Source organism: Pedobacter sp. KBW06, assembly GCF_003852525.1.
In the GTDB taxonomy this organism is placed as follows: domain Bacteria; phylum Bacteroidota; class Bacteroidia; order Sphingobacteriales; family Sphingobacteriaceae; genus Pedobacter.
Window position 1 is genome coordinate 1,523,666 of sequence record NZ_QAJL01000003.1, and the last position, 26,522, is coordinate 1,550,187.

Consider the following 26,522-nt stretch of genomic DNA (forward strand, 5'->3'; position numbering starts at 1 on the left):
ATAGCCCTGCAAACAATGGGAAAAAGAAAAAATTAATCTCGGTTTATGCCCTTGGTGGCTTAAAGAAGGTTCCCTGTTCGGGATTAGAATGCAGGTATTTTTGGATACTCCGGTTTTGATCTGCGATCAAAACTGAGCTTGCTTTCTGAATGGTGATTTTTCCTGCCGGAATCGCCAGGTGGATGATGGTAGGGCATTCTAACTTCTTAAAGGGAAGCTCCATATCCTCTTTTTGGTCGTCGTCGTCAATGTCCTGCCCCAGGTAATGCATGGCGATAAAATCCAGCACCCCGATCCTTTTATCCAGCTCATGGTGTCTTAAAAAATGAGACACCAGCTTTGGCATTTTAAATACTTCAATGAAAGAAGCATTTAAGATGAGCATGGGAAACAAGATGAATAAGCAGGCCTTTTTCACAGGGCAAATATAAGTCAACCTATTTAAAAAGCAAGGCCCGGCCTGCCTCATTCCCGTTACTTTTTCAATTGAAATACCGTCATCAATGCCGCATGGTCTGAAGGAAACATGACCGGGTGGTAATCAATGACCCTGGATTCGATGGGCTCAAGTCCTTTCCCTTTATAGTAAATGAAATCAATTCTATCCCTTAATCCATATAAATCCGTTGTTGGTGCCGCCCTGACTCCCCAGGTCAGTCCCGGGTTTGATAAAGGATTGACATGGAGCTTCCGATAACTATCGGTAAACCCTGCGTTGAGCATTTCCAGACTTTCAGGCCATTCTACCACCAGTCCGTAATGAATGGCCCTGGTTTCTTCCGTCCAGTCCAGGTGAGATCCCATATTGAAATCACCACCCATGATGACCGGCAAATGATCCGCATTTTTCAGATAAGGATTGATCTTTTTCAGGATCTCTTTTATTTCTGCATGCCGGGTTGGCCCTTCCTCTTTGATCAGGGTCTGTGCATCTTTTTTCTCTTGTCTGATGCTGGCATCTACATCCGGCAGGTAATCCAGCCAGGTATTCAGATAGACCAGTTTTTTATCCGGGCCTAATTTTAAGACGACCCCACCAAAATTAGAGGGATGGAACTCCCGGATCGTTTCCTCAACCGGGTAGCGGCTCATGATGGAAAGGTTGGCACTGATCAGGTAAAAATAATACCCCAGCGAATCGGCAATCACTGCTCCAGAGCCATAGGTTTCTATGAGGCCTACGACATCAGGATTCGTGGATTTGATGGTTTCAATCAGGCGTTCCAGTCCTACTGCCTGTCCGTACCGGTGCCCTCCATGCCAGATGTTCCAGGAAAAGACCTTCAGATGAGCAGGAGCGGGTGCCTCTTCTTTGATCAGATCCGGAAAGAACTGTAAATATTCCTTTTGCGCTTCAGCGGAAGAAATGGCGCGGTTCCAGACCTTTACTTCATCTACAAAGCCGTTAAAGGCATTCCATTGCGCATTCGATCCATATTCCCATTTCTCGTCCGAACCACCGGCGACTGTTGAGAATTTGGTTTCCAAACTGCCAAGGCCGGGTGTATTGTAGATTGCGATATTTTTTCCGTCCAGGTAAATCCAGACTTCATGTGTTTCTCTTTTGACGGTAAAAAGAAGCTGATGCCATTTGCCATCATTGATCCTCTGCCTTTCTGCAGTTGGTTTATAGTCATAACGTTGTTTTCCGTCGTTTAACAGCAGTGCCCAGGCTCCGTTTTCCTGGGTATAGATCTGCCATCCTATCGTGGAGCCGTCCTCTGCGATCTTATTTCCCATGATTGGCGTTCCCATCTTTGCATTCGCGATGGTTTTTACCCAGATCTGTACCGAGAAGGAAGCCTTTTCTGTGAATTCAGGCAAGCTTCCTTGGTCCAGCTTAACCGGCCTTCTCAACATCGCATTTGCAGAAAGGTCCAGTGCTTTTCCGCTCAGGCCTTTAGCATATTGCGATTGCTGCAAATCAACCCCATAATAGGCACTGTCTTTAGGAGTGATGTGTTCCTTAAAACTAAAATCATCAAAGTTCAGCCGATACCTGGGTTCCTGGGCCTTTGCCCTGTTCTGGCCAAAGGCCAGGGCTGAGACTAAGATCAGTACTAAATTTAGTCTCATTCCGGATTTCATGACCATCGTCTTATTTTTTCAGGATGCTTTCAATTGCCGCTCCGATTGGGTTCACCGAGCTGAATTCAAATCCCAGTAACTTGCCCATCGTTTTTGCCAGCTGGTCCTGATAAATCTGACCTTCCGTTTTCAGCTCTCCTAAAGGTTTAATCCCGGGGCCCATTGCAATCAGCCAGGTATCGTTGGCATGTGGAATGCTCGAGCCATGGCTTGTCCACTGGCTGCCTTCTCCCCTGCCATGATCCGGCATGATCATTAGCGTCGTTTTTCCTTTGTAAAAAGGATCGCTTTGCAGGTAATTCCATAAGCTGCCAATCATGGCGTCGATGTTTCTGGCAGCATCCAGGTAGAAATCATATTTATCCTCATGTCCGTATTCGTCCGTATCTGCAAGGTCCAGGTACAGCACTTTAGGATGTCTGGCTTTGAGGTAAGATTTTGCCAATGCATAAGTTGTGGCATCCAGGCGCTCTTCATTGCCCCATATTTCGGGCTCGTAATGCTGGATTTCATTGGCCAGTGTTTCTCCTTCGCTAAGGTTTTTTCCGCTGAGGTTCTCGCCGGGAAGGTTCACCAGCAAACCATTCCGGTTTCTGTTGATGATCCTGCCAACAGCGCCCCAGGAAGCAAAGCTGACCACTTTACCTTTATACCCTTTTTGCTGATCCAGAAATTCCAGGATGTTCCGGTTCTCATTGTCCGGATGTCCATTCGACTTCACTTTTGGATCTGCATAACCGGTCAGGTTTTCACTGCGACCAGGATAAGAGATCCAGTAAGGGTTTTTAACGTTTACCTTATTTCCCAAATCCCTGTTTCCATAAATTTGTCCGTTCTTTACGATCGTCGTCCACAGGAAGGGCATTAAACGCGTTCTTCTTTGCTGCAGGTCTTCAGACCAGTATTTTTTAAACCGTTCTGCGGAATCCTGAGAATTGAATTTCTTATCGAGCAGCAGTTCTTTTTCTGCTCCTTTGAAGACTTCTCTCCACCTCAGGCCATCGATTGAGATGATCATTATGTTCCCATCAGGAGCTTTACTTTGTGCAAGAGTTCCCTTTACGCAAACCAGTAACAGGAAGAATAGTATATTTTTTTTCATGTTTTATTTATTTAATGGGATCCGGTCCAGGATCCCGGTGATTGGTCCTTTAACCCCTATTTTCCGGTTAAAGAAGATGGCAGATAATATGAGCAGCAGCATGCAGATCACGGTAAGGAAATAGCTGAACTGCATGAGCACTTTTGCCCAGCTTAAATCCTTCATAAAAAATTCCTTGTAAAGCAAGAGACCAACGCTGCCCAGATAACCCGCAGAATCGCACATGTATACAAAGAAACCCGCATTGGCCTTGATCTTGAATAAAGCAATCATCCGCTCAAATAAGACCACCTGAATTGGTGTGTAGGCTAAAAACAAGCCCAGTCCAACCAGGAGCATCCAGAAAAAAGGGCTCAGCAGATGAAGGTGAAAGAGCAAGGTACTTCCACCGCTGATCATCAGGCCCAGTGCCACCAGATATTGGGTTCCCCAAAAGCCTTTGATGTTGTTTCGAATCAGTGATAAACATCCTATGGCAATCAACACGACCACTCCGCTGATGGCTTCGGTGAGCGAAAAGACGGTTTTATCCCAATGTGGTGCAATTTCATTCCAGATCTCTACGGAGAAATTATCCCGGAAATCCCGCATCGTGGTCAGCATTGTGTAGACCAGCCCAATGCCTAATATCGCCGGACCATATTCTTTTAAGGCCAGGCGTTTGTCTGCAGCCGTCATAGGAAGGCGTTCTACCCTTAATAATTTATCTGTCTCATCCGGTTCGGGAATTACGGAGAGCATCCATACAAATAAGAGGAAGGCAGGTAAAAAGAGTAAGCCCATGACACAAGGCATCCAGAATTCATTAATGAAGGGGAGCCATTCGTGTACCATAAAATAAATGGTTTTGATGATTCCTGAAGACACAATGAGACTGATGCTCATTCCCATGGCCAGCATCTCTGTGAAACGTCTTCCTTCGAGGTAGCTAAAAATAATGCCCCAGACCATTCCTAAAGGCAAACCGTTCAGAAACAAAAAGAAAAAGTTATAGGGATAAGGTACCAGGCCGAAGAGCAGCAGGGAAACTTCCGAAAAGAGGATCAGGCAGATGATGAGTTTTTTTCTTCCCGAGGCTTTGAGCTCAGAGATCACTTTGATGCCCAGAAATTTAGAGACCATATACCCGAATACCTGGGCAATGATCAATACGGCCTTATAGTCCAGATCCCAGAGGCTCATTCCGGCATACGTACCACTGGTAAAGGGCTTTCTGAAGGCATACATACAGAAATAAGTACCAAAGGCAGCAATCATACACCAGAACACAAAGAATACTTTGGAATGGCTCAGCAAATGTTTAAGTCGGTTCATTCTGATGGTTTAGGTTTAGCCACTTACTTTTGTTGATCTCGCACGCGCACATCTTTCCAGCCATTCCGGACTGAAAGCATCGACCTCCCCAAAGCGCTGAAGGTCAAAAGCAGAGAAGTCGTAAGGGTTTGCTTTTCCTGCTGCAAGTTCGGCAAATGCCAGTCCTACTCCCCCGCTCACGGAGATTCCTGCGCCCACACATCCGGTTGCCATCAACAGGTGATTTACACCGGGAGCAACGCCCATAGACAGGTTATTGTCCGGCGTATATCCGGAAAATCCGGCTACATAATACTTCATCCCGATATCGTAAACTTTGGGAAAGAAACGGGCCAGCTTGTCGATCACTTCTGAAAGGTCCTGAACGCCTTTATCAGGGCTAAAAGAGAAGTCATTGACATTCTGTGGAATCAGATCGGCGGAGACACTCAAAGAGTTCCGTTCCCTGATACCAAACAGCAGGCTGCCACCTTCCGGGCGTGCATAGGCCTGGGCATCCGGCAACAAGACAATCGGCGAATTTACCGGAAAAATATCATTCTTTTCTGTGATCCAATATTGGCTTCTGGTGGGGGCCATTGGCAAACTCACCCCTGCTTCACGGGCAAATTTTGGTGCCCATGCACCCGAAGCTACAATGGTGGTCCCGGCAGTGATGTCCCCTTCTTTGGTATGAACACCAAGGACATCATTGCCGTCCATGATCAGATTTATGGCTTCCAGGCCCTGAATAAATTCTGCGCCCTGCAGTTTCGCACATCTGGAGAAGAAGGTGCCCAGCAGATAGGGATCACAATAGGCTTCATCAGGCATATAGCCAATGCTCAATGCCTCATCTGTCTTTAGCCATGGCGACATTTGATGTGCTTCCTCCGGGGAGATATAATGCGCAGGCTGATTAAATTCAGCCGCAATTTCCATTAGTTCTTTCAGTTCTTTTTCCCTTGCTTCAGAAGCTGCGAGGTGAATCACGCCGCTGAATTTCATGTCCATAGATTCGCCCAGGATTTTCTCCATTTCGGCAACCACCTGATAAGTTTCGAGAGAAAGCGGGATAAAAGGCTTTTTAGCCCTGATTTTGGTCACCAATGCTGCAGCATGACTCGTGGCAGCATTGCAAAGTTCATTCCGGTCGAGCACGATAATTTTCTTTCCCGGATTGTTCCGGGTATAATAATAGGCGATGGCACAACCAAAGACACCTCCCCCAATGATCACCGTATCGGCGCTCTTATATTGTTTGTTCATACTCAATTTGGTTTTAAAGGTCTTGTTGTTTACTGGTATATCTTTTTAATGCTCGCTTCGGCATAGCCGGCAGCGGAGGTCATCCCCTTTCCGCCTATTGCGGTCCGAATGTGGATCCGGTCATCAATATCGTACTCGACGATTGGCCTGGTCTTGTGCTGGGGATAGAATCCCGCCCAGGTTTCCGAAATCTGACGGACATCAAAGTTCACAATACGCTGTGCTTCCCTGATCATCAGTTCATTCAGCTGGCAATTGATTTTGAAGCCAAGGTTGTCTGTTTCATTTACCTCCGCGTATTCATGGGAATCTCCGATAATGATGGAGCCATCTATCCCCTTTTTGAACAGGATATGGATGCCCCATTTTCTCAGTTCTTCCTGATCTTCGGGATTTGAGAGCTTTTTAAAGGAAAGACATTCCTGAAAAGATTCGTACCTTCTGATGGAGAGGCCAGTCAGGATATTTCCTTCCAGCTGTACTTCCGGCATGGGGAGGGTTTTCATCATTTGCAGCTTACAAAGCGTAATTCCACTTTCCTTAAACAGGTCGGCAAAAAGCAGTTTAAATTCCCCTCCGTTGCAGATCACCACTTTCTCTGCATGGATGACCTCTCCCGCAGCGCTGACCAATCTAACCTGATCAGCGAGCGCCTGACATTCCACAATTGCTGTAGCAGGTTTATAGCTGAGGTCAGGATATTTTCCGCTGGCCCAGGTAATCAGCCTGCGGATCATCTGATCCGGCTCTACACTGACTTCCTGAGGGAAGAAAAGTCCTCCTTTGCAGTATTCTTTGTCAAGAGATGGATATTTGGCGATACATTCTCCGGCAGATAACAATACCGATTTATAATCCGCCTGATCCATTTTGGTTTTTAATTCCAGGATTAGTTGCAGTTCTTCCTGATCAGAGGGGATATAGAGTGTCCCGTTATTGCGGACACTGATGTCAAATTCCTGCTGAATTTCTTTATAGAGTTCAGTTGCCCGCAAGGCGTAAGGGAACCAATCGGAGGCCATTCCTGAAGGCACCACCTGACCAAAATTCCTGACCGTAGCATTTACCGGATACTGGTCTTTTTCTGTCAGCAGGACTTTCTTTCCCATCCGGGCAGCATGGATCGCATGAAAGGTTCCGAGCACCCCGGAGCCTACAACTATTAAATCATACATCGGTGTTTTCATCATTTTATTTTACCAGGGCATAGAAAATGTTTTCACATAGGAGAAGCATTTGATCGCTTCTACCACTCCTTCTTTGATACCAAGACCGGAATCTTTGATTCCTCCAAAAGGAGAATTCTCTATCCGGTATCCCGGCACTTCGTTGATGTTGACGGTTCCTACTTTCAATTCTTTCACAAAGCGGATGGCATGGTCCATATTGTTGGTCACCACGCCGGAGGACAAACCAAAAGCAGTAGAATTAGACAAGGCGATGGCATCATCGACATCTGTGAAAGTCAGGATTGGCGCTAAGGGTCCAAAGGACTCCTGCACAACCATTTGCGCATCTCTAGGCACCTTCACAATCACGGTAGGTTCCAGCAGCGCACCATTGCGTTTGCCGCCAAACAGCACTTCTGCGCCTTGTGAAACCGCCATGGCGACCACCTTTTCCAAATAAATGGCGGAGGCTTCATCGATGACTGTACCTACTCTGGTTTCCGGATCTGCAGGATCGCCACAAGTGTATTCTTTTGTTTTTTCAACGAGGCGTTTGGTGAACTCATCAGCGATGCTTTCCTGAACCAGGATTCTTTTTACCGCAGTACAGCGCTGGCCGGAATTCCGGTATGCACCTTCGGCAGCCAGGCCAACGGCAAGATCCAGGTCTGCATCTTCCAGAACAATCAGCGGGTCATTACCACCAAGTTCCAGGATTACTTTTTTATAACCCGCAGTGGCTGCGATTTTTTTCCCTACCGCCACACTTCCCGTAAAGGATACCAGATCAACTTCCGGAGCCTGGACCAGGACTTCGGCTACTTCTTTGGTTTCCCCAAGCAATACGCTCAGCATGTATTCAGGTAATCCCGCTTCGTACAATAATTCCACGAAACGGATTGCCGTTAAAGGTGTTTTTTCTGAAGGCTTCAGGATCACCGGAGTTCCGGCCGCCAATGCAGGGGCAATTTTATGTGCCACCTGATTTAGCGGATGGTTAAAGGGGGTGATGGCCACAGCAAGCTTTAAAGGCTCACGAAGGGTAAATATTTTACGTTGTTTTCCATTGGGGGAAATGTCACAGGAATAGATTTGTCCGTCGTCTTTGAGGCATTCAATCGAGGCAAACAGCAGCACATCGTGTGCTCTTCCAATTTCATAGTTGGCTTCCCTGATGCACAAACCTGATTCCGCAGTAATCAACTGCGCAAATTCTTCTTTCCTCAGCAAGAGCAAAGCCCTTGCTTTGTCTAAAATGCTATACCTTTCATAACGGCTTAAAACGGGTCCTCCTTTGAGGGCAAGGGCTATCGCATTTTGGGTATCCGACTGGCTGGCCATTTCTACAGTGCCTACCAAACGCCCATCGTAGGGGCTGTTTACCGCTAACTGTTTTCCGGAAGAAACGGGTTGGGCAGCAACAAGGGAAGCTAGTTTAATGATATTATCAGTGGCGGTTAATTCTTCTTTCATATACTTATTTTAAATTGGATGCAGATCCCCCCTGCAATGGTGTCTGCTAAATATTAATGAGTACCATTTACGGTAAAATCAAATACATCGAAATTGCGGGGATCACCCTGTGCTTTCATTTTGTAGGTTGCATTGAGGGCATGAGAAACCACCAAAGGAACCATTTCTTCATATCTTCCGCCATGGGAACGCAGCGTTCCATCCAGGGCCTTCAGGTCGTGATCAGCAGGCGTTTTTCCGACTACCACATCACGTGCAGATAACACAAAAAGATCACCTGTCCTGTCTGCCGGTTGTTCCAGCAAGCGGCAACCTTTTTCTTTGTTGTACACTTCTGTAATGCCTGGTTGTGCCGCCAGCCATTGTTCTACTTCATTGATATCTGAATTGTTATTTACATAGACCAGCACATAAGATCCGAGTGCGCCATGGTGTTTCACATAAGGATCGGTAATCGGGCAAATCACGCGGAATCCGGCACCAAATTTTTCGGTCAGCATGGTTTCGATAAACAGGACATTTGGAGATCCATCAGCTTTCACTTTAGCGTTCATGCCATGATCTGCGGTAGCACCGATAATGGCGCCCATTTCCAGCATTTTTCCGATTTCCACATCCTGAGCTTCATAAAAGGCAAGGGATTCTTCCGTATCCGGAGCATAAGTATGCTGCATATAATCCGTCAGGGAAAGGTATAAGAAATCGGCCATGCCGTTTTTAATTAATGCCACCCCTGCACGCAGTACGAACAAACTGGCTTCGGCACTATAGATGGCAGGAGTTTTATGACCGATCACTGCTTCAGCATTTTCGATGCCATGGGTATCCAATTTTGCCTGGTCAGCTTTTTCTGCGGAGAAAGCAATGCCTTTCAACTGATAAGAAAGGATGTCGCGCAATTTCTCTTTTGCCGTGACCACCGCTACTTTACGGCCTGCGTTTGCTGCGGCAGCTAATAAAGTCTCTGCTCTGAGGTATTCAGAAGAGTTCATCATCACTTCCTGATCTTTTTTAACATCGTAAAAGAAATTACCGCAAATGCCATGCACGGCAGGACTAACCCCGGTAACGATCGAAGAGTTGTTGACATTGGTAAAAGAAGGCAAAGCACCACGCACCATCCCTCTATACCCTTGCAACACCATTTTTTTAAGGTTCGGCATCCTGTCGTGCGCCATGGTCATATCCAGATATTCATCTGCAGAACCATCCATGCAGATCACGACGATTGGTTTTGCAGGTGGGTTATAATCTATACCGTTGACTGAAAAGGGGGTTGTTGAGATATTGTTCATTTCTGTTTTATTTTATACTGATGATTATATTTTAATTTACGATTATGTTTTCATTAAAAAGGGAAGGACCGCGACCAAACGGTCCTAACCCAACGTACTAACCTAACTTATTTTTTATTTTAACAGCCACATGATCTGGTCTCTATCGTCTACTTCTGTTCCAAATTGCGCACGCAATGCTGCCCTGTAATTTTCTGTATTGTCCGTATTTTCGGCGGATGGATATGCCCATCTGACCGGAAGTTTAGTGACGCTGTTTACTCCTGAAAATTTAAATTCAGGAATTCCGGTACGGCGGTTCTGGAACCAGGCTTCCGCGCCTGAGTTTTCGGCCAGTGAAAGGTACATCTGCTCATGAATCAGTTTTAAGCCATCAGGACCTCCGATATAAGGGGCTTTGGCGCTCAGGTAATCTCCAATCGGCGCATTATAAAAAGCCATGGAAGCGGTGACGCCGTTGTCATAATGTGTTTTTGCATTCTCCGCAATCCAGCCTCTGTTTGCTGCTTCTGCAATGTTTAATTCCTGCTCTGAGTAGCCCAGAAAAATGGAAGGTTGACCAACGAAATTCCAGAACCTTTTCTCATTTGGTTTGGAAAGTTCTCCATTGTTTTTCCGTTGGTTATTGACAATTGCAGTAACCGCTGCACTTGCGCCTGTATATGAAGCAAAGTCTGCCCTGACAGCAGTTTCATTTGTAGGGTTGGCTGCCAGCGCTTTCGGTGTAGGATCGGCTACGACCTGTAATCTTGGATCCAGGTATTTTTTAAGCAGGTCGATATAAGTATCCACATACAAAACCCCTTCCCTTAAAATCCCGGTATTCGGGTTATAGGTTCCCCTAAAGCCATCCTCATCTCTGTGGCTGAGCTGCATGTTGTCGGCCAGGCTGCTAAACAAAGGATATTTCGCCGGGTTTTGAACGATATTCTGGAAGCGGCCTTTTACATTCAGCTCCGCATCACCTTCTTTTTTACTCAAAAGGATTAGCATTCTGATCGTGTAGGCATTGATTGCTTTTTGCCATTTTTTAAGGTCTCCGCTAAAATAAATATCACCGTCAACGGAAGCACCCGGATTGGCCAGAATGAAGGCTCCCAGTTCGTTGTTTGATTCGTCCAGCCATTTTAAGCATTGGATGAATACCGATTTTTGGGCATCATATTTAGGTTTTGGAAACTTTGCACCCTGCATTGCTTCTGATAGTGGGATGTCTCCCATTTGCCTGGTCATGATGCTATAGTAGTAGGCTTTTAAAAATTTAGAAAGAATCACGTAGACAGGCGTATTTGCTTTTTCTGCTTCCTGAATCATTTTTTCGATATTTCTCAACGCACTGTTTGCTGCTGAGGATGCTCCAAAATAAAAGGTTCCTCCTCCGTATTTATAGCTCAACGGCCCTGAGTCTGCGGTAGCAAAAGTATGGTATTGCGGGTCCTGATAAGCATCTGAAAAGGCGCTTACCGGAGCTGGGGTCACGGCAGTAAATAATAAACTCGGCGGTACGGAAGCCGGATTATTTGGATTTTCTCTTAACTCATCATATTTCAAACAACTGCTTGCTGTTACCAGGAGTAAACATAAGCCAAGCATTCTATATATAGTTTTCATTCGTATTAAAATTTAAGATTGATATTGAAACCGTATGTTCTTTGTGCTGGCTGCTGCAAATCCGTATCGCCGGTACTCATGCTGTAAGTATCGAGGTCGCCGAAAGTTTTGTCTTTGGTCCAGTAATATAAATTGCGGCCAACAAAGGATAGAGAAGCAGCCTTTAAAAATTTGTTTTTCAGGAATGCGGTTGGTACGTTATAGGTGAGCACAACTTCTCTCAGCTTGATAAAAGTTTTATCGATCACATTGTTTTGCCATGCCGCCATGTATTGTTTTGCCCAGGTCTGATAATCTACTTTATAATCATTCGGAGCAAATACCCTTGTGTCTGAAAGCATCTTTCCATCCGGATCATACTTCGCTTCTCCGCTTACAATTTTTACCCCGGGGATGAGCATTGTTCTGGGATCAGTACCATTTGCATAAGCAATATTCGAGAGTTCTCTTTCGGGCGCAATGGCATCAGGATGAGATCCTGATCTCCAGAGATCACGTTCAAATCTATCGTAGGTAATCCCACCAAACCTGCCATCCACCAGGAAGGAAAGAGAGATGTTTTTATAGCTGAATGTATTGTTCATACTCACAGAGAAACTCGTTTTCTGATTTCCGATATTCAGGTCATAGTCGGTAATCCTGGGCAATCCATCTGCGTTCATGATGAGTTTTCCATCCGGAGATCTTTCCCAATCCGAATACCAGTAATCATCCAGTCGCCCGCCAACAGGCGTTCTTCCTTCTTTTAACTGCGGACTTCCATCTGCAAGCGCTGGTAAAGATTTCAGGTAATCTTTTCCGCCATCTACATTGATCAGGGCTATCCAGGAGAAATTATCGGTTCTAACCGGAGTGGCATTGAAAGAGAAATCAAAACCTCTTCTTTGTGTGGTCCTACCATTCAACCTGATTCCCGTATACCCGGAGGTTTGAGAAAAGATTTGCGTAAAGATCTGGGGACCATAATTATTACTATAGTAAGAGAAGTCGAACCCTAACCTATCGTTCAGGAACCTTGCTTCTACTCCATATTCGTAAGTGGTATTGAACTCTGGTTTCAGGTTGGGATTGTCGATGATCCCCGGATAAGCTGCAATTGGTAAATTTCTATTCCGGCTACCGGTAGTGTAGGAATTCACGGCATTGTAAACGTCATAATCATCGCCATCATCTCCAATCTTATCACTACCTACTTTTGCATAAGCAGCTCTCAGTTTTAAGAAACTAATCGCCTTCGGTAAATGAAGCATATCACTAACCACTGCACTTAAAGATAAGGAAGGGTAAAAGAAGGTGGAATTTTTTGCAGGTAAGGTCGATGATTTATCCACCCTTCCGGTCATGCCCAGGAAGAGCTGATTTTTGTAAGCCAGGTCAATGGAGGAATAAGCACTGTAAATCCCTTTTTGATCTTTGTAGCTCGTAGGCAAAACTTTATCTGTAGAGTTGTCCAGTTTGAAAATCCCCGGAACAATCAGTTTAGTGGTAGCCGCATGTGCTTCTCTATTGCTTTTATAGAGTTGATTTCCACCAAGGGTAGCGTTTACATTAAAATTATCATTGAAAAAGTTGTCATGATATTTAAGGAGGAAATCTGTATTGGACTCCAGCATCCCAAATTCATTATGTCTGTATCTGCCACCACGATCGGAGATGTCATAATCATAGATATCCATAGAAATTTCTTCATCCTTAGTCAATGAATAGGTATTTAAACTGGTCCTGACATGAGCATCAAATTTATCGCTGATTTTGTAATTCAGTTTCAGGAAACCCAGGACATCATTTTTGGTGTAGGGCCTTTTCCACTCGTTGGCCAGCATGTATGGATTATTGTACCTCCAGTTCTCCACAAAGCGTTGTTTAATGCCTTCCTTACCAGGAACCCAGTAGTCTTTAAAATCCCTGATGTCGAAATGAGCTCCACCCCAGATGCTCAGGTTATAAATCGGCGAATGTGGCCCATAATTATTTCTCGGCAGGTTACTTGCATACTCATAGGTATGTTGTAATGACCCGTCTACAGACAGCCTGTCTGATAAGTTTAAATTTCCATTTAAGCGGAAAGTATTGATGTTTAGTTTGGCACCAGGTACCGATGCTTTTGAATATTTATAGGTATCGGACAGGGTAACACCACCGCTTTCACCTTTGCTTTGCACCGAGAAGTTATTTGAGGTAACCAGTCCGGTTTCCATAAAGTTCCCCAGGTTATCTTCGCCTCTGGAAAGCCATGGTGTAGGGATTCTTTTTCCCGTCGCCGCATCGATTGGAGAATCATATTGCGGCAATAAGCGTCCATCAAACTTAGGGCCCCATATCGAATAATCAAAGTCGTTGATTCCTCCGCCTCCGGGACCTCCCGTACCAAACGCATACTCCCCTGCATCACCGGGGCCATATTGTGTTTGTGCCTTAGGGATCCTGATGAACCCACCCTGAAAGGTGGTAGAAGAATTAAAGGACATCGTTGTTCCTTTAGCCGCGTTGCTGCTGCTTTTAAGACTGATCTGTACCGCACCGTTCAATCCTAAGGAGCCATATAAAGCAGAAGCTGCAGCTCCTTTTAAAACGGAAATATTTTCAATATCATCAGAACTGATGTTCCACATATCTGTGGTGGTACTTGGCACCCCATCAATTACAATTAAAGGTTTTTTCCCTCTTAAATACAATTTAGGATCAGAAAAGAAATCACTGCTGTTGGTTACCGTAAGGCCGGCGACTTTTCCCGTCAGCGATTCCACCACATTTGGGGAAATGGCTTTTTGCAAGGCATCTCCTTTCACTTCCTGAACTGCATAGCCCAGTCTCTTTTTCTCTTTTTTAATTCCCAGAGCGGTGACGACCACCTCATTTAAGTTGGCCTGATTGGGTTCAAGTTTCACATCGATCTGAGTTTGCGTACCAATAGCAATTTCTTTTGGCTGATAGCCGATAAAACTAAATACTAAAGTTGCATTTGCCGGTACTGCTAAACTAAATTTCCCATTGGTGCTGGTGGTACCACCATTCTTGCTTCCCTTTACCTTGATGGATACACCAGGCATCGGTTGATTGTTTTCGTCGGTAACCGTTCCGGTAACCGTACTTTGTGCGTAAGTCGCGCTTAGCGCTAACAGCCAAACTAACATCGTCAGCAGGCATGCTCTTTTTGCCGTGTAGAAAGATTTCATATTTTCAAAAGTTTAATTTGGCTAGACTTATGTTTAGTATTTATACAAAAAAAGAATAGTATTTGTAAAAACAATGTTAAGTAATGCTAAACTTTTAAAATATTTTTCCAGGCAAGGATTTAAGAAAAAATCACATAACTAATTGTAAAATAGTTATGTACAGCAATTAATTAAAATAAAACGGATTAACAAAAATTAAACGAAGAACTCTTATTTAGTATTTATAAACAACTAAATGTTAGTTATATATTAAGAAACCTATCCATTTCATCTTAAAAAGATCAATGAATAGGTTTCCCTATCTACCAGAAATTGTGGATTTTATAATTTTGCCGCCAGGTCCATCGTCCAGGAGTTATTTGCCCGGGCAACGCCGATTTCTTTTGCCCTGCTGTCCATGATATTTTTGCAGTGCCCCTGGCTGGTCAGCCAGTAAGCAACGACCCCTTTTTCATCCGTATTGATGATGGCTATGTTTTCTCCATAGAACCTGTAGGTATAACCAGCCGCTTTTATGCGGTCGCCGGGCGATTTTCCTTCTTTGTTTACATGGTCAAAGAAATTGTTCTTTACCATATCTTCGGAATGTAGCTTCGCGGCAAGCGCCAGCTGATCATTCCAGGTCAGGGCCGGAACGGCAGGCATCTTTTCCCCGCTGCAGTCACATCCTGTTGCCCTGATTGCATTCACGGCCTGTAACATCAGTGTATTGTTCAGGTTGGTACCGACATTGTCTTTCTGCGGGTTAGACTGATCGCTCTCCTCAGTGGAAGAGTCAGATTTTTTACAGTTCGAAAGCAGGCAAATCATTAAAAACAGCGGCAGGATCAGTAATTTTTTCATAGCAATCATCATGTAACAAAAACGCTACCTGTAGCCTTTAATTGCCCTGGCTAGCTAAAAAGTTCCTGTTCCTCTGTATAGTAGGTCTTTCTTGCGCCTGCTTTTTTAATGATGATTTCTCCTCCTGCAGGGCTTTTGCTGTGTTTCTGTGTATGAACTTTCAGGAAATCCCTGAACTCTCCTGTAATGCTTCCGGGATGAGCTTTTCTAATCTCTGCGATGGCATCGTTCAAGACTTCGACTATGGCCTGATGTAAATCTTTCAATTTTGCTTCCGGAATTTTTCCCGCAATTGAAAAGGGAGAAATCCCGGCCTTCCATAAGATCTCATCGGCATAAGCATTTCCAATGCCCCGGATTTTGTTCTGGTCCAGGAGAATGGCCTTTATTGCGGCCTTCTTTCCTTTGAATTCTTTGCTAAAGAAATCTGCGCCAACACTTTCATCCAGCGCATCAGGGGCATCCGCAGCGGAAGGATTTAAAGTCGGTGTTGCGATCTTCTGGAAATCAGACATCACCAATCCTGTTCCACCCTCGAAAAAAAGTTCGATGACAGGAGATTTGATCGCATGGTTTTCTTCAAAAAAATGAAGCTGCCCCCGCAGCATGAGGTGCAGGGCAAGTACATCTCCTTTTTCAAAGTTGAAATGTAGTTCCTTACCCGAACGGCTCACCGATTTGAGCTTCTGCCCGGACAGTACTGCTCTCAGTTCATCACTGGAAACATTTAATTTTTTATCGTTGGGGACTTGTACTGTAGTCAGTTTTTTTCCTGCAAGACGTTCGTCAAGATTTGCACTAAAAACTTCTAAATCTGGTAATTCCGGCATAGTTTAAGGATTAATGTGGGAGTAGAACAATCTAAGGGATTTAAAGTTTTAATCGTTGCTTACTGCCAGCAGCTCCATCACCAGTTCTTTATTTTCATCGCCCCATTTTTCCATTAAACGGACCACAGGAAGCAGTGATTCTCCAAATTCCGTTAAAAAATATTCTACTCTTGGCGGCAATTCGGCATATATGACGCGACGAACAATCTTGTGTTCTTCCAGTTCTTTTAATTGCTGGTTTAGCACTCTTCTGCTTGCAGCGGGATTCTGCTTTTGTAATTCTCCAGGTCTCCTCCAGCCATTGCTAATGTTATAAATCAGACAGGTCTTCCATTTACCTCCGATCACCTCCATGATCACAGATATCCCACAGTCTAAAGTTTTTGGAATTTTTCTCTCATACATAAGCATTCTTTTAGGGCTTCAAAAATACGAATTATTCCTGCCCTCAGACCTCATCAAGCCAATTGGGCGGAATTCCCCCCTATATGATTCGTAAGTACGTACTTGCAGGAAATCCGGGCCGGGTCTAGTTTTGCAGGGCATTCCTTCCGGAAATGTCTATTTATAATTTAAAAAAAACATGAAAAACTTATTTAGGTGCCTGCTCTCCATCCTGCTATTTAGTCAGCCCATCATCGCTCAAACTTTAAAAAAAGCGGAAAAAGCACAAGCTGGTTATTACCGGATGAAGTTTGGAGATTATGAAATCATTGCGTTATCAGATGGAACGCTTCCGCTTCCCGTTAAAAACATCCTGCTGAATACTGCTGAAGGGCAGGTCGAAAAATTACTGGCAAAAAATCACCTTACTAAACCCGAAGCATCCATTAACGCCTATCTCATTGTTACCGGTTCAAAACTAATCCTTATTGATGCAGGAACCAGCGAACTCTATGGCCCATCTTTAGGTTTCCTTCCCAATAGCATCCGGGCCGCAGGTTACCAACCCGAGGACATTGACATGGTCCTGATCACACACATTCATACCGACCATACGGGAGGACTGATGGATGGAAACCACATGGTTTTTCCGAATGCCAAAATTTATATCAGCAAGGCCGAGGTTGATTTCTGGCTGGGGAAAGGTCAGAAAGAAAAAGCAGCCAAAAGATTGGCTCCGTTCTTTGATGAAGCCCATCTGAAGGTTGACCCCTATTTGAAAGCGGGCAAAGTGGTAACTTTTAACTACGATCAGGAAATATTCCCGGGAATCCGACCAATAGCGACACCAGGCCATACTCCCGGTCACAGTTTTTTCTCTTTAGAAAACAAGGGAGAAAAAATGATGTTCTGGGGTGACATCATGCATGTGGCCGAAGTTCAGTTTTCAGATCCCGGGGTAGCCATTCTTTTTGATGTAGATCCGGCAGCTGCGGTATTACAGCGTAAAAAAGCTTATGCGGAGGCCGCTGAAAAGGGGTATTGGATTGCCAGTGACCATATTTCTTTTCCCGGAATAGGACATATCCGGGCAGAAGGAACCGGGTATGTATGGATCCCGATTTCTTACAGCTATCAATGATTTGTAAACTGGAGGATAAACCTGGGCCGTCTGTTGACCGCCGGGTTTAGGGGGAATTTAGCTCAACTTAATATTCAGGGCGATTGGATCAGGTAAAGGATACAACTGTTCAAGGGGCAACAGGCTTTTAGCTTCCTCAACTTTATTTTCAAGAAGCAGCCGGTGAATCCCTTTTGAATATTCCGTAATGTCTTCAATTTGCACGATCCAGTCTGCACAATATTTTTCGACGGCAATACCAGACAACCCGATCTGAATAGAGCGATAAGGCAATGCCTGCAGGAAGATGTCCTTTTCGGGATCCCATTGAACCCTCACCGGCGATCCCGATAGTTTTTCTTTCCAATCTTCCGGAGAAGCATGTACGCCGGCTTCAAAATGAGACAAACAAGCCTCTTGCAGTGCCCATTCAAATCCTGATCTCTTGATTTTAACAGCCAGGATATGTTCCTGATTTTCTTTAAGTGCCCATCCCGAACGGTACATCATCCAAAGAAAGGATGGCTTGATCCAGGTCATTCTTTCTTTTTTGAAGGGGGGAGAAACAAAGGTCTGGGCTGCGACTGCACTTTCCGCAATGTGGCGGTTGTAAGCCTGATAAACAGTGATCGTTTGCTCATCATTTAAGGCTCGGATTACTCTTTCATTCATTGTTATTTTTATATTTAATCATCCTCAAATCTAACCATTAGCTATAAAAATTTAACTAAATTAGCTTTAAAAAGATCCCCCATGAAAATTAAACAAGTATTATTTACGGTTTGTGCGCTGCTTTTTTTCGCGACAAGCTATGCACAGGAACCGGCAAAACCGGCTGATGTGATTCTCAAACAAGCGTATAAACAAGCCGCTAAAGAAAAGAAAAAAGTATTTGTCATCTTCCATGCTTCCTGGTGTGGCTGGTGTCATAAACTGGATACAGCAATGAATGATGCCAGTTGCAGGAAATTATTTAATGATAACTATGTGATCTCTCACCTGACGGTATTGGAGAACGATAAGAATAAAGCACTGGAAAATCCAGGAGCAATGGACTTTCTGAAAAAGAATGGCGGCGATAAACAAGGGATTCCTTTTTGGCTGGTTCTTGATGCAGATGGCAAAGTACTCGCTGATTCTCAGATCAGACCAGATGGAGCGCCTTTAACTACGCCAGGACAGAATATTGGCTATCCCGGATCAACAGAAGAAATTGCTGCTTTCCAAAAAGTATTGAGAAAAACATCAAAACTTACAGAAGCTCAGCTGAGCCTTATTGGCGAACGTTTTTCTGCACTGAAAGGGAAGTAGGTAAGGTCATGTTCGGTTACAATAGTTAACCGGAACATACCTCAGTCAGCCTAAAGATGTATCAGGAACGTCTTTTCGATCGAAAAGACGTTCCTGATACGTTCCTGATACGTCCATGGGACGTTCCAGTTAACTGTTGTGGTCGAACGAGGTACGAAGGAAGACAGGCAAATCTCCCCGCTTCCACAGGGTTACTTTAAATTCCAGTTTACCCGGTCGCTGATCTCGTTTTTACCGGCAATTGCTTCAATACGGTTACTTCCTTTTTGAAGTTTAACCTTTTCAAAAACATAGTGAACCGCAGTAGTACCCTTTTTTACACCCGTTATTTTTTTACCATTCACGATTAGTTCGGGTGTTCCTGTATTGGAATAAACCGTTACTGTCGTTAAAGCATTGACTCTTTTATTGTTCCGTCTGCCTGCGATGTATACCATAGGCTCCGGATTCCAATTCGCTTTATACCAGTAAAAGGCATCTTTCTTAACTTTTCTATCATAGGTAACCAGGCCTTTCATATTTCTTGCCGGTACCCCTCCCCCATTTGCAGGAGGCACAGCGAAGTCGAACATATTCCAGACATAGGAAGCTGCGATATATGGATGTTTCTCAATGATTCCCCATTGGATTTCATGGAACTTCTGCTGATAAGCTTCCGGCCAGAACTGCCCCGAAGGGTTGCCCGTATCTCTGCTCAGTTCTTCCTGCTGGTCAATATTTGCTTCTACTCCATATTCTGAAAGCACCAGCCTGTTGTCCGGGTATTTTTTCTCTAACCCTGACACCCATTGTTCCAGATCGCCAATATGACCTTCATACCAGCCATAATAGCGGTTCATTCCCTGGATATCTGCATTTAAGTTGGTAGGACGATCCATTTCTCCATAACCACTTACACTCACGGTATAACGGTCCGGATCTTCCGTTTTAGCGATATCATCCAGCTCTCTGGTTAATACTGCCGTATAATCGTCTGGTGTTTTTCCGTACACTTCATTGTGAAGCCCCCATACATAAATTGAAGGATGGTTATAATTCTGGCGGATCAGTTCCCTTAGCTGGTGCTGCGCATTTGCGGCTTCTTTTCCCGAAACGGCATTTACAAAAGGAATTTCGGCCCAGATGACAAAGCCCATGCTATCGCATTTGGAATAAAGATATTCAGATTGCTGATAGTGCGCAAAGCGGATGGAAGTAGTGCCCATTTCCCGGATGTCCTTTAAATCTGCTACATGTTGTTCGTTGGACAAGGCATTTCCCTCATCCTGTTTGTCCTGATGCCGGCATACGCCAAGCAGGCGGTAAGGCTCATCGTTCAGGAAAAAACCTTTGCCGGGTTTCATTTCAAATTTACGAATCCCTAAAGGCTGAGTCACCTCATCCAAAACCTCATTTCCATCCAGAACCCTGGCTACGAGTTTATAGAGGTAAGGATCTTTAATTCCATTCCATAAATGCGGATTTGTGAGGTTCAGACTTTGGCTAAAAATTTGTTCTCCCTGAGTAGAGACATTGATCGGGCTGTTTTCTTCCTTAACCAGTTTACCTGCTGCATCATAAATTTTTGCAGACAAGGTCAGCGCCGCCGCCTTATCTGATTTATTCTCCATCTTTACTTTCAGCTGAACATCAGCCGATTTTACCGAGACATTTTTCTGGCTAATGTAGATTCCCGGCGATGCAAAATCGGTTACGGCAATGTTTACTTTATTGGTTACGATCAATGAAACCGGGCGATAGATTCCTCCATAGATTGGAAAAAGACGGTTGTTAATTGGGATGATATCTTCCCTTTCCTGATTGTTAACCCGGACTTCAATTTTATTTTTCTGTCCATATTTCAAGGCGTAGGAAATGTCAAAGGCAAAAGCAGCATAAGATCCTTTATGTTCGCCGATGAATCGCTCGTTGACGTACAGGCGGGATTCCGATCCTACCCCTTCAAAGCGGATAAATATCCGTTTTCCCTTCCAATTGGTATCGACCTGCAGTTCTTTTCTATAAGTAGCATCTCCGGCATAAAAGCCATTTCCCGACTGGATGTCTTTGTCATTCCAGGTATGTGGAATATTTACATTTTTCCATTTCAAATCTGTTAAAGCAGCATCTCTCCGGTTGGCATCTTTTTTAAACTGCCAATCGTTATTTATGGCAATAACTTGTCTTGCCGCCTCTTTCGCCTTCGTCTGTGACCTGGCTGTGGTATGAAAAAGCACCATGGATGCCATCAATACCAACAGAGATCTCCCGCGTTTTATCATCATATCTGTATTTCGTTTTAAATTTTAGCTTTCTCGTATTTAGTCCCACTGTCCTGCCCTGCTTTTATGGTTTCCAGAACAATCACAAATGGTTTTGAAGGTGTATTTTTTTTCAGATGCAGGAAATATTCATCAGCACTGATCTCTTCCGGAATAAAACTTTCCTGTGCATCCGCCAGTATATATGCTTTTTTGATTGCCGTTTTTGAGGGCGTCTTTATTCTTAAAGCACCAGATAGCGGCACATTAAATACCAGCATATAGACCTTATCGGTACCGGTTTTTCTGGTAAAATAACCCCAATCCTGTTTATTGAAGCCTGCATATTCGCAATTGTAGATCGCTTCCTGATTAATTTTCATCCAATCACCAATTTCCTCTGCCAGTTTGATTTCTTCCTGACGGATAGAGCCATCTCCTTTAGGGCCGAAGTTGAGTACAAAATTACCACCCAATGAAACGCACCTGGCCGTCATCTCTATCAGCTCGTTCCCGGTTTTTAGGTGTCCGTTCCAGGCTGCATTATATCCCCATTGGTTTTCAGGGACGGTCATCACACAATCCCAGTCGTTGCCATGAACATCTTCTATTTTAGCAGGTATTTTTCTTTCCCATCCCTGCTCATAATCGCCCATCAATACACCGTTCGAATCAAAATGACGTTTTCCGTTCTCATCTGCCCTGAACCTGCTGCCAATGATGAGACCGGGACGAAGCCGACGCATTTCTGTTTCCAGTTCATCCGCAAAAGCAGCCTGTTTTACCCAGGATTTATCCCAGGTGCCATCAAACCACAAACCTTTAACCGTAGGGTAATTGGTCAGCAATTCAATCAGCTGGTTGCGGGTGAATTTTTTAAAGCGCTCAAAAGCAATGCTGTCCTCTTTGGTTTTAATGTCATAGCGCCAATCCGGATGATTCCAGTCCATCACGGAAAAATACAGGATCACATCGATTCCTTCCTGATCATAAGCATCCACTACCGCCTTTACGATGTCCTTTTTATAAGGGGAATTCTTTACGGTATATTTCGTGTATTTACTTGGCCACAGACAAAAGCCATCATGGTGTTTCGTGGTAAAAGTCACATATTTTGCTCCCATTTGTTTGGCTGTTTTTGCCCAGGCTTTGGCGTCAAATGCAGTTGGATTAAAACTATAGTTTAGCGAATCATAAGTAGATTTAGGAATTCCATCCCATGACCTGATCCATTCTGCGGCACCATTGTATTGTTTTCCTTTCCAGGCTCCGCCAGGGATGGCGTACAGTCCCCAATGGATAAACTGACCAAGGCCATAGCCTCTCCATTTTTCCATTGTTGCATCCGTTCTTTTTCCTACTCTATGTGCGCCATGCAGTAAGGCTATCTTTTCTTTTGTGCTGCTCTGCTGTGCAGAGAGCGGCTGTAAATTCATCAGAACTGAAAGTCCAAATGCTGCAATCATCAATCTTTTCATCAGTATATATTTGCTTTTTTTCGATCTTTTGCGATCATGATCTTGCCATACGCTTCGTTGTGTGATTGGTAAGGTCATGATGGTTTCTTTGTGGGTTGTAATTGGCTGATATTATTTTTTATAGAATTTAAGGACAACCTGATCCTTTAATGATTTACTTTTAAACCGGAGCTCCACCCGATATACTTTTTCGCCCCAGCTATTTTTAAGGCGCGGGTCTTCGAGCAATTTCTCTATGACCTTTACCTCAAATTTCGAAGGGTCGTATTTCAGGGCCAGGCCTGTTTTGCCGAAGGTCAACTCTCCCGGGCTTTGCTGTACCGGTGCCGCGGTCATAAAATTCAAGACCGAGGCTTCCTTAAATTTCTTCAGCTGATACGACTCTGTTAAGGTTAACATTTCTTTTGCCGGATAGAAATCCAGGTTACGCTTCCATTGTTTGACTTCCGCTGTTTCAGGATAAGCCGCAGCCAGGTCCAGATGCAGGTTTTCATGATCCGCTTCATGCGAATAGGTAAAATCCTTAGCCGCATATTTTTTTCCATCCGACTGTGGAATGCCGTTGATGACCGGGCAGTTGTGCCATTGAGACTGCAGGTTCCAGAGCTCATAACGTTGTTTACTAAATGTCTTGCTGGTATAGGTTCCCACCCCCACATCAATAATTGCGGGTTTCCCGTCCATGTATATGATAAAATTGCCAATATCATTGTGGTTATGGCTTTCGGCATTGTTCCCTCCTTTTATCGCCACAAACATTCCTTTGCTGCTTCCGGCTTCAGACCTCATTGTGAGTACCTGCAATTGTGGAAGTAAGGAAATTTTCGGATAAGCTGCGGTCGCGGGGATTTTCAATAAGTCGGCATAAATGGCTACCGACTGTACAAAATCCGTTACATCTCCGGATGGAAGTTCCTGGTGTTCCTGTTTAAACTGAAAAGCAGCAAACTGCTTTAAAACCGGGTCATTAAACAGCATTCCAAACTGATAGATGCTTTCAAAGTCAGGGGTAGAACGTGCCGTAGCATCGGCAAAATTCACCATGTAATCATCGGCGATGTGCATTTTATAAATATAATTGCCCATCTCATGAATCAAAGGCTTATCCTCCCAGTTGAGCTTGCCTTTAGTTGCACTATTTAACAAGGTTAATAATCTGATCAGTTTTCCTCCCGCTTCTCCCCAATAACTCGGGCCTTCATCACAGCCTCCATCCAGGGGATACTGATTCAGAAAATTATCGGTGCTGCGCATAATTTTCTCTGTAAATCTGTTCAGGGAATCCGGAGTTTGCATTGCCAGTAAAGCCGTATGCATACAATTGGTATTTACCCATGCATTCCAGTTGTTTACCGCATTTCCTTTGAAGCCCATCCACCAGAATTGATTGTATTTCATGTAGGGTTGAAAAATTCTTTTGTCCAGTTCAGACAAGATCCGTTTATTGATCACTTTTGAATAAGTATCCAGCTCCGGAGCCAGCAAATGATAAATCATGGCTACCGTTACTGCCGTACGTCCGGCATTCAGATCGATGTAGCCCTCTTCAGGATTAGGAAGGTCTGCACCTTCCTTTTGCACCACAATGTGTGCGGGTGCTACCCAGGTGCTTTCCTCCAATACCAGCCAAAGACCGTTGACCAGCTGAGGAATAAAGCGTCCTTTTCTTTCGATCAGCTCCCCGATGACCAGGTTTGATAATTTCCTTCGTCTTTCCGACTGCAATTGTTCGTAGTTTGTCCTTGTTCCGGTATGCTTATAGTCCAGGTAAAGGCTGGCAGGTAAAGAAGGCCAGACATACAAATTCGCCTGCTCCGCCTGTTTGACGAAAGCTGATTTTATGTGTTCCGGCAATGCATCAATCTTTTGAAAGGTTTGCAATTGCTGTTCATTTCTCCATTCCCCGATCTGATTGAAATCAACACCTTTTTTAAATGCTGTACTCAGCCAGTTTCCCGGTGTTTCTTTCTGTGCAAGCCCCAAATGGAAACTCAACATCAGCAGTACAAATAATATCCATTTCCCCGGCCTTAAACTACTTTTATTCTCCGCTGTTGTTTGAGTTTCCATAATTATATCTATCATTTTTATACGTTTACCATCCTGGGTTTTGGATGAACAAATTGTTTTTATTGATCTCTTTCAGTGGAATCGGATGGTAATACATCTGAGGACTATTAAATATCCTTGTTTCAAATGTGATCCTGTTCCCGGTAAAGGTACTGCCCGTTTTTGTCCACCTCATTCCATCCATTGGTCCATTTAACAGGGTTTCGGCAGTCTTCCATCTAAAGATATCAAAAAGACGGTGTCCTTCTTCAGCAGCGAACTCAATTCGTCTTTCATGACGGATTACCGTACGCATTTCTTCTTTACTCATCCCTCTGTTGATGGCAAAAGGAACCAGGCCTGCACGTTTGCGGATCGCTTCCACTGCATCATATACTTCTGAAGTTGGCCCCTGAAATTCATTGGTGGCTTCTGCAAATTCCAGCAGGATATCCGCATATCTGGAAACCACCAGTCCGATCTGGCTTGTTACGCCATAATTGCCTCCGGCATTCTCATTACAGAATCTTCTCCAAAGGTATCCGGTAACTGTATTGTAAGCTGCGGTACCCATACCATCTCCTGGTGCCAGTGCATAAAGATCTACCGGTTTTTTGGTTAAGCTCGTCCTGTCCAGCCAAAGTGCCTGATTATAAATCACCGTATAATAGAACCTGGGATCACGGTTCAGGTATGGACTTGTGGCCACATATCCTGATCCCTGCTCAGTGATCATTTTCCCATTGCTCATTGCATAATCGTCTACCAGTTGCTGGGTCGGGTTTCCGTAGTTTTGTCCGCCACGGGAAGCAGGCAACAGGTACTGCTCGTAAAAGCGTCCGGTATTCATCATGATCTGGAAGATGTATTCGGAATTTTTACGCTGGATGCCCATGTCATAATATCCATATCCTGGTGCCGTAGTATTGTCTTCTACCAGTCTGTAAAGACCGAGGTTCATCACCTCTTTAGCAGCATCGGCTGCTTTCTTCCAACGGCCTGCATCATAAGCTTCATAGCCAAGAAGTACCTTTACCGGTCCGGAATTGGGATTACTTTCATTAAAAAGCGGACTTGCAGCTGTCAGCAACAGCTTTGCTTTTATTGCAAGCGCTGCTCCTTTTGTAGGTCTGCCAAAATCCTCCGGAAGGTGTTCCAAAGGCAGGATGACCGCCACGTCATTGAGTTCTTTCTCAATATAGTTTACGTTTTCCGCAAAGCTGTTTCTTGGCAACAGGAAGTTGTCCTCAAGGTTATACTTTTTATCTCCAAGCAGCGGAACACCTCCAAATGTTCTCAAAAGATGAAAATAAGAATAAGCCCTTAAGAATCTGGATTCTGCCCTGAGCCTCGTTTTTTTCGCGGCAGAAAGCGGTGCACGTTCAATGTTGTCCAGGAAAACATTTACCCTCCTGATCATCGCATAGCAGCTGTTCCAGGTGCTCAGGCTAAATACGTTATCTGCTCCTCCTGCTACGTTTGCACGGTTGAACCCCTGAGAAAAGCCACTGGACCAGCGGGCTTCCCCATCATCGGAAGCATCGGAAAAAGCCCAGATTCCACCTCCGGTAATTCCATTTTGCATGAAATAAGTTCTGGGCAGGTCTCCGTATACAGAATTCAAAAACTGAATACTCAGGGCACTATCGGCAAAAACCGTTTGCTCATTGATTTGTCCTATATCCGTAGGATCCAGGAAACTTTTATCCGTTGCTTTTTTACAGCCCGCAGTCCACACTGCAAATCCTAAACCTGCAGTGATCATGATATATTTAACTAATTTTTTCATGG

The 26,522-nt window shown here is 44.4% G+C and carries 20 protein-coding genes; 2 read left to right on the forward strand and 18 right to left on the reverse strand.

What is annotated here, in order from left to right; all coding sequences use genetic code 11:
* Positions 1–43: 43 nt before the first annotated feature.
* From DBR43_RS21075 to DBR43_RS21135, 13 genes are all read right to left on the reverse strand, one after another.
* A complete protein-coding gene (locus tag DBR43_RS21075) occupies positions 44–385 on the reverse strand; it encodes a hypothetical protein (protein ID WP_124584396.1) in 342 nt (113 codons plus the stop codon).
* A gap of 89 nt (positions 386–474) precedes the next feature.
* A complete protein-coding gene (locus DBR43_RS21080) occupies positions 475–2,076 on the reverse strand; it encodes an endonuclease/exonuclease/phosphatase family protein (protein ID WP_158622566.1) in 1,602 nt (533 codons plus the stop codon).
* Positions 2,077–2,098: 22 nt separating this feature from the next.
* Positions 2,099–3,190 carry an alkaline phosphatase family protein gene (locus DBR43_RS21085; protein WP_124584400.1) on the reverse strand — a complete coding sequence of 364 codons (1,092 nt, stop codon included), beginning with the start codon at positions 3,188–3,190 and terminating at the stop codon, positions 2,099–2,101.
* A gap of 3 nt (positions 3,191–3,193) precedes the next feature.
* The gene (locus DBR43_RS21090; RefSeq protein ID WP_124584402.1) at positions 3,194–4,504 is read right to left on the reverse strand and encodes a DUF5690 family protein; all 1,311 of its coding nucleotides are present in this window, start codon (positions 4,502–4,504) and stop codon (positions 3,194–3,196) included.
* A 15-nt stretch (positions 4,505–4,519) separates the two neighbouring features.
* A complete protein-coding gene (locus DBR43_RS21095) occupies positions 4,520–5,752 on the reverse strand; it encodes an NAD(P)/FAD-dependent oxidoreductase (RefSeq protein ID WP_124584404.1) in 1,233 nt (410 codons plus the stop codon).
* A gap of 29 nt (positions 5,753–5,781) precedes the next feature.
* Complete coding sequence (locus DBR43_RS21100; RefSeq protein ID WP_233603126.1) at positions 5,782–6,942, reverse strand: TIGR03364 family FAD-dependent oxidoreductase; 1,161 nt, start codon at positions 6,940–6,942, stop codon at positions 5,782–5,784.
* A 6-nt stretch (positions 6,943–6,948) separates the two neighbouring features.
* Positions 6,949–8,394, reverse strand: coding sequence for a phosphonoacetaldehyde dehydrogenase (gene phnY, locus DBR43_RS21105; protein ID WP_124584406.1), 1,446 nt, complete (start codon positions 8,392–8,394; stop codon positions 6,949–6,951).
* A gap of 53 nt (positions 8,395–8,447) precedes the next feature.
* Positions 8,448–9,689, reverse strand: coding sequence for a phosphonoacetate hydrolase (gene phnA, locus DBR43_RS21110; RefSeq protein WP_124584408.1), 1,242 nt, complete (start codon positions 9,687–9,689; stop codon positions 8,448–8,450).
* A gap of 114 nt (positions 9,690–9,803) precedes the next feature.
* Positions 9,804–11,300 carry a SusD/RagB family nutrient-binding outer membrane lipoprotein gene (locus DBR43_RS21115; protein WP_124584410.1) on the reverse strand — a complete coding sequence of 499 codons (1,497 nt, stop codon included), beginning with the start codon at positions 11,298–11,300 and terminating at the stop codon, positions 9,804–9,806.
* Positions 11,301–11,305: 5 nt separating this feature from the next.
* Positions 11,306–14,476, reverse strand: coding sequence for a SusC/RagA family TonB-linked outer membrane protein (locus DBR43_RS21120; protein WP_124584412.1), 3,171 nt, complete (start codon positions 14,474–14,476; stop codon positions 11,306–11,308).
* 321 nt (positions 14,477–14,797) lie between these two features.
* On the reverse strand, positions 14,798–15,319 hold the full coding sequence (locus DBR43_RS21125; protein ID WP_158622567.1) for a CAP domain-containing protein: 522 nt from the start codon (positions 15,317–15,319) through the stop codon (positions 14,798–14,800).
* A gap of 50 nt (positions 15,320–15,369) precedes the next feature.
* Positions 15,370–16,149: an Fpg/Nei family DNA glycosylase gene (locus tag DBR43_RS21130; protein WP_124584416.1), complete on the reverse strand. Its 780-nt coding sequence runs from the start codon at positions 16,147–16,149 to the stop codon at positions 15,370–15,372.
* 48 nt (positions 16,150–16,197) lie between these two features.
* Positions 16,198–16,554, reverse strand: coding sequence for a winged helix-turn-helix transcriptional regulator (locus DBR43_RS21135; RefSeq protein WP_124584418.1), 357 nt, complete (start codon positions 16,552–16,554; stop codon positions 16,198–16,200).
* A gap of 178 nt (positions 16,555–16,732) precedes the next feature.
* On the opposite strand from DBR43_RS21135, the gene DBR43_RS21140 reads away from it, so the two are divergent.
* The gene (locus DBR43_RS21140; RefSeq protein ID WP_124584420.1) at positions 16,733–17,674 is read left to right on the forward strand and encodes an MBL fold metallo-hydrolase; all 942 of its coding nucleotides are present in this window, start codon (positions 16,733–16,735) and stop codon (positions 17,672–17,674) included.
* A gap of 57 nt (positions 17,675–17,731) precedes the next feature.
* Here DBR43_RS21140 and DBR43_RS21145 read toward each other — a convergent pair whose 3' ends face one another.
* Positions 17,732–18,325, reverse strand: coding sequence for a DUF4291 domain-containing protein (locus tag DBR43_RS21145; RefSeq protein ID WP_124584422.1), 594 nt, complete (start codon positions 18,323–18,325; stop codon positions 17,732–17,734).
* An 81-nt stretch (positions 18,326–18,406) separates the two neighbouring features.
* On the opposite strand from DBR43_RS21145, the gene DBR43_RS21150 reads away from it, so the two are divergent.
* Positions 18,407–18,964, forward strand: a complete 558-nt coding sequence (locus tag DBR43_RS21150; RefSeq protein WP_124584424.1) for a thioredoxin family protein — start codon at positions 18,407–18,409, stop codon at positions 18,962–18,964.
* Positions 18,965–19,155: 191 nt separating this feature from the next.
* On the opposite strand, the gene DBR43_RS21155 is transcribed toward DBR43_RS21150, so the two are convergent.
* The 4 genes from DBR43_RS21155 to DBR43_RS21170 form a co-directional block, all read right to left on the reverse strand.
* Positions 19,156–21,228, reverse strand: a complete 2,073-nt coding sequence (locus DBR43_RS21155) for a glycoside hydrolase family 2 protein (protein WP_199757098.1) — start codon at positions 21,226–21,228, stop codon at positions 19,156–19,158.
* Positions 21,229–21,242: 14 nt separating this feature from the next.
* The gene (locus DBR43_RS21160) at positions 21,243–22,682 is read right to left on the reverse strand and encodes an alpha-L-fucosidase (protein ID WP_124584426.1); all 1,440 of its coding nucleotides are present in this window, start codon (positions 22,680–22,682) and stop codon (positions 21,243–21,245) included.
* Positions 22,683–22,793: 111 nt separating this feature from the next.
* Positions 22,794–24,752 carry a heparinase II/III family protein gene (locus tag DBR43_RS21165; protein WP_158622568.1) on the reverse strand — a complete coding sequence of 653 codons (1,959 nt, stop codon included), beginning with the start codon at positions 24,750–24,752 and terminating at the stop codon, positions 22,794–22,796.
* Positions 24,753–24,777: 25 nt separating this feature from the next.
* Complete coding sequence (locus DBR43_RS21170; protein WP_124584430.1) at positions 24,778–26,520, reverse strand: RagB/SusD family nutrient uptake outer membrane protein; 1,743 nt, start codon at positions 26,518–26,520, stop codon at positions 24,778–24,780.
* Positions 26,521–26,522 lie beyond the last annotated feature (2 nt).

Bases quoted from the DNA above. Each gene is read 5' to 3' on its own strand.
- phnY (WP_124584406.1), bottom strand. From the start codon at position 8,394: ATGAAAGAAGAATTAACCGCCACTGATAATATCATTAAACTAGCTTCC.
- DBR43_RS21125 (WP_158622567.1), bottom strand. From the start codon at position 15,319: ATGAAAAAATTACTGATCCTGCCGCTGTTTTTAATGATTTGCCTGCTT.
- DBR43_RS21135 (WP_124584418.1), bottom strand. From the start codon at position 16,554: ATGTATGAGAGAAAAATTCCAAAAACTTTAGACTGTGGGATATCTGTG.
- DBR43_RS21090 (WP_124584402.1), bottom strand. From the start codon at position 4,504: ATGAACCGACTTAAACATTTGCTGAGCCATTCCAAAGTATTCTTTGTG.
- DBR43_RS21075 (WP_124584396.1), bottom strand. From the start codon at position 385: ATGCTCATCTTAAATGCTTCTTTCATTGAAGTATTTAAAATGCCAAAG.
- DBR43_RS21095 (WP_124584404.1), bottom strand. From the start codon at position 5,752: ATGAACAAACAATATAAGAGCGCCGATACGGTGATCATTGGGGGAGGT.
- DBR43_RS21165 (WP_158622568.1), bottom strand. From the start codon at position 24,752: ATGGAAACTCAAACAACAGCGGAGAATAAAAGTAGTTTAAGGCCGGGG.
- DBR43_RS21100 (WP_233603126.1), bottom strand. From the start codon at position 6,942: ATGATGAAAACACCGATGTATGATTTAATAGTTGTAGGCTCCGGGGTG.
- DBR43_RS21155 (WP_199757098.1), bottom strand. From the start codon at position 21,228: ATGATGATAAAACGCGGGAGATCTCTGTTGGTATTGATGGCATCCATG.
- DBR43_RS21170 (WP_124584430.1), bottom strand. From the start codon at position 26,520: ATGAAAAAATTAGTTAAATATATCATGATCACTGCAGGTTTAGGATTT.
- DBR43_RS21130 (WP_124584416.1), bottom strand. From the start codon at position 16,149: ATGCCGGAATTACCAGATTTAGAAGTTTTTAGTGCAAATCTTGACGAA.
- DBR43_RS21145 (WP_124584422.1), bottom strand. From the start codon at position 18,325: ATGAATGAAAGAGTAATCCGAGCCTTAAATGATGAGCAAACGATCACT.
- DBR43_RS21120 (WP_124584412.1), bottom strand. From the start codon at position 14,476: ATGAAATCTTTCTACACGGCAAAAAGAGCATGCCTGCTGACGATGTTA.
- DBR43_RS21160 (WP_124584426.1), bottom strand. From the start codon at position 22,682: ATGAAAAGATTGATGATTGCAGCATTTGGACTTTCAGTTCTGATGAAT.
- DBR43_RS21115 (WP_124584410.1), bottom strand. From the start codon at position 11,300: ATGAAAACTATATATAGAATGCTTGGCTTATGTTTACTCCTGGTAACA.
- DBR43_RS21085 (WP_124584400.1), bottom strand. From the start codon at position 3,190: ATGAAAAAAAATATACTATTCTTCCTGTTACTGGTTTGCGTAAAGGGA.
- DBR43_RS21140 (WP_124584420.1), top strand. From the start codon at position 16,733: ATGAAAAACTTATTTAGGTGCCTGCTCTCCATCCTGCTATTTAGTCAG.
- DBR43_RS21150 (WP_124584424.1), top strand. From the start codon at position 18,407: ATGAAAATTAAACAAGTATTATTTACGGTTTGTGCGCTGCTTTTTTTC.
- DBR43_RS21080 (WP_158622566.1), bottom strand. From the start codon at position 2,076: ATGAGACTAAATTTAGTACTGATCTTAGTCTCAGCCCTGGCCTTTGGC.
- phnA (WP_124584408.1), bottom strand. From the start codon at position 9,689: ATGAACAATATCTCAACAACCCCCTTTTCAGTCAACGGTATAGATTAT.